The 5460-nt window shown below is 38.2% G+C and carries 5 protein-coding genes and 1 pseudogene; 3 read left to right on the top strand and 3 right to left on the bottom strand.

All coding sequences use genetic code 11. The annotated features are described in order from the left end of the window. Positions 1 to 282 (bottom strand): hypothetical protein (locus E2K52_RS13145; RefSeq protein ID WP_151205498.1); only part of this gene is annotated, 282 nt, incomplete at its 3' end. Positions 283 to 762: 480 nt separating this feature from the next. Between E2K52_RS13145 and E2K52_RS13140 the strand changes: the two genes are divergently transcribed. From E2K52_RS13140 to E2K52_RS13130, 3 genes are all read left to right on the top strand, one after another. Further along, positions 763 to 1710, top strand: coding sequence for a replication initiation protein (locus E2K52_RS13140; protein WP_141991934.1), 948 nt, complete (start codon positions 763 to 765; stop codon positions 1708 to 1710). A gap of 434 nt (positions 1711 to 2144) precedes the next feature. After that, positions 2145 to 2489: a plasmid mobilization relaxosome protein MobC gene (gene mobC, locus E2K52_RS13135; RefSeq protein ID WP_141991933.1), complete on the top strand. Its 345-nt coding sequence runs from the start codon at positions 2145 to 2147 to the stop codon at positions 2487 to 2489. After that, the gene (locus E2K52_RS13130) at positions 2486 to 4387 is read left to right on the top strand and encodes a relaxase/mobilization nuclease domain-containing protein (protein WP_151205497.1); all 1902 of its coding nucleotides are present in this window, start codon (positions 2486 to 2488) and stop codon (positions 4385 to 4387) included. The genes mobC and E2K52_RS13130 overlap by 4 nt, the downstream gene beginning before the upstream one ends. A 1-nt stretch (position 4388) precedes the next feature. On the opposite strand, the gene E2K52_RS13125 is transcribed toward E2K52_RS13130, so the two are convergent. After that, positions 4389 to 5207, bottom strand: a complete 819-nt coding sequence (locus E2K52_RS13125) for a hypothetical protein (protein ID WP_141991936.1) — start codon at positions 5205 to 5207, stop codon at positions 4389 to 4391. A gap of 6 nt (positions 5208 to 5213) precedes the next feature. Then, positions 5214 to 5460: pseudogene (locus tag E2K52_RS15115) on the bottom strand (hypothetical protein); the annotation flags it as partial.

Genomic DNA, 5460 nt, shown 5'->3' with positions numbered 1-5460 from the left:
TTTAGGATCAACGAACCCCGCTCTAACACGATAACCACTTGGGTTACTTGAACTATCAGTTCGTTGGTTTCCATTAGTAGCTTTTTGATCTGTTTTTGCGTATAGATTTTTATGTACACCTGTTAAAGCATCATAAGAAATAGATTCGTTATACCAACCATATCCAAAATTTGGAATATATGCTTCACAGTTGGCACGGCTGAATGCTTCTGCTGGAACTGTAGCAGCATAAGTTGAGGCAGAAACAAAGCTTATTAAGCCAAGAAAAATTTTAAATTTCATCCTATTACACTCTTTTATATTTTTATCGTTTATACCATTTGGTTTAATTTTACGCACTATAAAAATGTAAATTTATATATTTATCCCTATCCCTTTAGCTAGTAAAACTAGCCAATTTTGTATTAGATGCCAGTTGGACAACACTAAGCTATGCTCAAGTATAAATGCGAGAACATAGAGGCATGGACTTTGATACTTTTTTGTCTGCGGAGCATTGCCCTTGCAATGCTGTCCTCGAAAAAAAAAGCATCTCCAAAGGGCGCATATTTGCGACAAATTGTCGCAATATTTTGTTTTGAAAATCAGTCATTTGACAGTAATTCAAAAAGGTGTAATATTTTCATCAGGCGAAAAAAAAGCAAGCTGGCAGGCTTGCTTTTTTCTCTTTGTTAAACAAATGCTTAAAGCATCCATAAAACGCAAATTCGATACTTGTATTTTACTGATGTTTTGAGCTATTGCAACACTTGGACGTGTTTCATGCTCAATAAAACGCAATTTTCAGACGATTTTTACGAAAAACTCCCAAAAAAACCGTATTGCTCGGATGATTTAGGGCGTGGGGTGATTATTCGCCCAAAACGTACCGCAATCCAGAAGCCATACATCCAGCATAATCCCCCTTGTCTTGTTAGCTCGTTGGTGTTCGATATAGACCGCCAAGACGCTTATTTTGCGTGGTCTGATGCAAACCTACCTACACCGACTTGGATAGCCAAAAATCGCCAAAATGGACATGCACATATTGGCTATATGCTTTTAGCTCCAGTGTGTACCACGCATCGAGCAAAGCAGAATGTCATACAGTACCTTGCAAAGATCGAGCAGGCGTATAGTTTGGCGTTAGGTGCAGATCGTGGCTATACGGGCTTAATCACTAAAAATCCATGTCACGGAACATGGGAAAATCATACCTTTGGCGTTCAACCATACGACCTCAATTATTTAGCCGATTTTGTGGAGCTTCAGGAACTAAAAACCGACTTAAAAGAGGTTTCAGGGCTTGGGCGTAACTGTATGATGTTCGATACCGTTAGATTTTGGGCGTATGAAGCGATTAGAGCGTTTATTTCGGGGTCGCCTGATATTTGGTATGCGGAAGTGCTAAAAGTCGCTATAAACGCAAATGGTGCGTTTTTAGAGCCCTTGCCACATTCAGAGGTAAAGGCAACCGCTAAGTCTATTGCTCGTTGGGTATGGCGTAACCATACAGCAGCACATGCCAAATTTATCGAGCGTCAGGCTGCTAAAGGGCGTATGGGCGATTCTAGTCATGGCGGTAAGGCTAGATCAGCACAGTACAGCGATATACGTCAGGAAGCCTTAAAACTGCATGTTATGGGGTTCAATCCAACGCAAATAGCCAAAAAATTAAATATTTCACGTCCAAGCGTCTATAAATGGGTTAAAAATTGTCCAAAAGTGTAAAAGTGCAACCTAAATCAGATATCAGCCCTTTTTTCGGTTTTTGATACGTGATTTATGCACAAGTGCAAGCCTAAATCAGATATCAGCCCTCTAGGGTGCTTTTCTCCCATTCCATTTTAAAAAATTATTATTTAAGGGAATGAGCAATGGCTGTGGGCAAAGGAAAACCCTGTGATCTAAACCTGTGTGCAACTCAACGTATAACGGCTTTATCGTTATGCGGAGTTGTGCATAGTGTTTAGGCACAGATTAGGTTTTACGGTCGCTTGCGATTGTCCATAGTCTTGCCATGACCAGCTTAATTGAATTACGTCTGGGGGTCTGATATTGTAATGAAATGCAAGGATACATGGAGACCCCTCTACTACGTAGATGTGTTCCATGACCTTGTTCAGGGGTAAGCCCCCGAAACCCCCAAAAGCAAAGGCAAAAGCATGACAGCGATCAAACGTAATAAGGTTTACAAAGTCCGATTTTCTGATGCAGAGGTACAGAAAATCAAAGATGCCAATATCCTAAATATTGCCAAATATCTAAGGGATACTTCACTTGCCCAAATTGATGTAACTCAAGGCAACGCCAAAAAAAAGAATCAGGAAAACCACTACACAAAATTAGACCGTGACTTTTTGCTTGAGCTATCCCGAATTGGGGGCAACATCAATCAGATTGCAAAGGCAATAAATACCGATATTGCAAGCAGTCGTCCCCTTGATGCTGCAAGGCTTTTGCACCTGTTAATAGGGATTGATCATACCTTAAAGGAATTGAAAAAATGATTGTTCAGTTCTTTAGATACGGCAATGGTTTGAGCAAAGGTCCACTGGATTATTTACTTGGTAAAGATCGTGATCGAGATTATGCAAAAGTCCTACAGGGCGATGTTTCCGAAGTATCAGGATTAATTGATACATCCCCTTATGCAAAAAAATATACATCCGGATGCCTAAGTTTTTATGAGCATGATTTATCTGACCAGGCTAAACAAAAAATCATGCAGGATTTTGAGAAAGCCTTGTTCCCTGGTATGGATCAGAGCCAGTACCGTGTCTTGTGGATTGAGCATCAAGACAAGTTAAACGAAGAAACAGGGGAGCGAAGATTAGAACTTAATTTTCTAATTCCTAATATTGAAATCATTACAGGGCAACGTTTACAGCCTTATTATGACAAAGCTGATCGTCCTCGTATTGATCTGTTTAAAAAGATTACAAACTATGAATATCAACTGCATGATGCAGATGACCCCCTCTATCGCCAAGCAGTTACAACAGCAAAAAATTTGCCTAAAACTGTTAATGAAATTAAGGAAACTCTTGATATTGAAGCAACGAGAGCCGTAGAGAGTGGACTAATTACAGATCGGCAGAGCATGAAAAAATGGCTATTGGATCTCGGTCTTGAAATCACCAGAGAAACCAAGAAAAGCCTATCTATTAAAAATCCGAATGATGATGAAAAAGCCCGTCCGATAAGGCTTACAGGTGCAATCTATGAGCAAGATTTTAGACTTACAGAAACGAGCCAACAACTTACTATCGCAGCATCAGAACGATATAGACGAGAAGCTGAACAGCGAAATCAGTCAGATATTCAAAGATATGCGGAATACAGTGCAAAGCGAAGCACAGAGCTTGAGCAGCAGTATCGACAGCACCAAAACGGATATACAGCAGAAACAGAGCGAAGCAACGAACGAGATATTGCAGCAGATCAACCAGACTACAGCTCAAACCAAGAAGCAGCAGCAACAAGGCATGACAGCCCTATTGCAAGAACAACAACAACAGATCAAACAGCTACAAGCGAACTTGCAGCAGTTGAACGGCTTGAGCCAAGAAACAGCCCAAGCAGCCAAATTAAAGAAAACCCTTATTACATCGAATATAGTCTTGATTTCACTGGCATGTATAACGCTTATCAGCAGTATTTGTCTGGGATACGTAAGCAAGAGCAAGTACAGCGACATCACAGAGATGGAGAACAAAGTCCAGTGGCTAAAAAGCCAAGGGGCGAGCCTGAATATTCAGAAGTGTGGGACAGAGAAAAAATGGGACTGGTGCGTTCAAATCGACCCGAAAGCGCAGCAGTACAGCAACAACATGCGAATAGTGCAGGAAACCAATTAAATGAATCTCGAAGCACAGTTATTGCAGATTATCGAGCAGCAACAGCAGCAGCTCAAAGAGCAACAGCAGCAGCAAGATCAAGCCTTGCAGCTCATTCAGGCACAGAACAGAACCATAGACGAACTAGAGAGCTACTGCAACAAATTGATAACTCACTTCAATACGCTGACCGAGAAAGAAAAAGAGATGAAAAATCATATCAGACAGCTACAGAATCCGAAGCTATCAGAGACTTTATTACAAAACTTGGAGAGCAGCTTAAAACAGCAATTACAGAGCCATTTAGAGCAATTAGTGACTGGGTTAAATCTAAAGAACGAGATCAACGAACTATTACCGACAATGATCTATACAGAAATCGAGAAGCAGACAGCACCATTAACCCAACAGCTTCAAAGGAAACTAGACTCAGTGCAACAGTATCACGAACGATTCGAGGGTTTGATCAAACAAATATCTTCAAGGCTTTAGATGAGTTGGACAGACGTAGAGAGTTACAACTGGAGCAACAGCGTAAAAATGATAGGAGTTATTCACCTAGATTTTAATTTATTTAGTTATTTGATTAATGATATTTTCTACTTGTATACGGGTCATGTTTTCAGTAGATAGTGAATAATATCTATTATTATAATTGAAGTGAACATTGTAAATATCTTGCCCATTTTCATTTCTCAATGTTTCAAGAGTCATTGGAACATTATTTACATTATGATTTAAACTTTCTTGGAAAACTTCTACAATAGTACTGTTATTTGGATTCAAATACATTTCGGTTATTTCAAATTTGGTACTACCATCTTGGTTTTCATATAAACGATAAAGAGAGTTATATTTTCCGTCATTTATTGCACCAGAATACCATTTTCCAGATAGTTCTAAATCTGGAACTAAACTATCTGTATTTGTTGGTTTAAAATCTAAAGGTTTTTCTTCCTTTAACGCAGCTCTTTTTTTATCTAAATTAGAGAATTCATTAGTAATTTTCCCACCACTAAAGCTTCCATAACGATTTAAATTATCGAAGGTTTCTGCTAAATCTTTTTTTTGAGCAGTGCTTAGCTTTGCTTCTGACAATTTAGTATATATAACACCATCAGGATATCTTTCTCTTAGTTCTTTTAAATCAGAATTAAATATAAATGATTCATCATTTTGATTTTTAGCTAATGAATTTTGATTTTCATTCAATAATTCTTTATTTTGAATAGATGGTTCAGAAGATAAACTTGTTTCTTCATGGTTGGTATTTTCACCGTTACCTAATCTTTTTGTCTCTGTAACTGCTTGAGATTTTATAAAAATTACAATACCTAAAGTAATAATACCAACCACAAGAATTATTAATAGAATTTTATTCTTTTTCATAAGGTTTTATAAAAACTGCCCAAATTTAAAATTGCAATCTTTTGCAGATGTGTATTGAGAAACAGCTCGTCCATTGTCTAAGGTTTCATAGTGTGTACCTGATACATTCCAAAATCTCTTATCACTTTTAGGATCAACGAACCCCGCTCTAACACGATAACCACTTGGGTTACTTGAACTATCAGTTCGTTGGTTTCCATTAGTAGCTTTTTGATCTGTTTTTGCGTATAGATTTTTATGTACACCTGTTAAA

The sequence above is a fragment of the Acinetobacter sp. RF14B genome (genome assembly GCF_006864105.1).
GTDB classification, from domain to species: Bacteria; Pseudomonadota; Gammaproteobacteria; order Pseudomonadales; family Moraxellaceae; genus Acinetobacter; species Acinetobacter lwoffii_C.
The sequence above is the reverse complement of the archived record's forward strand: the minus strand, read 5'-3'. Positions and strand labels throughout refer to the sequence as shown.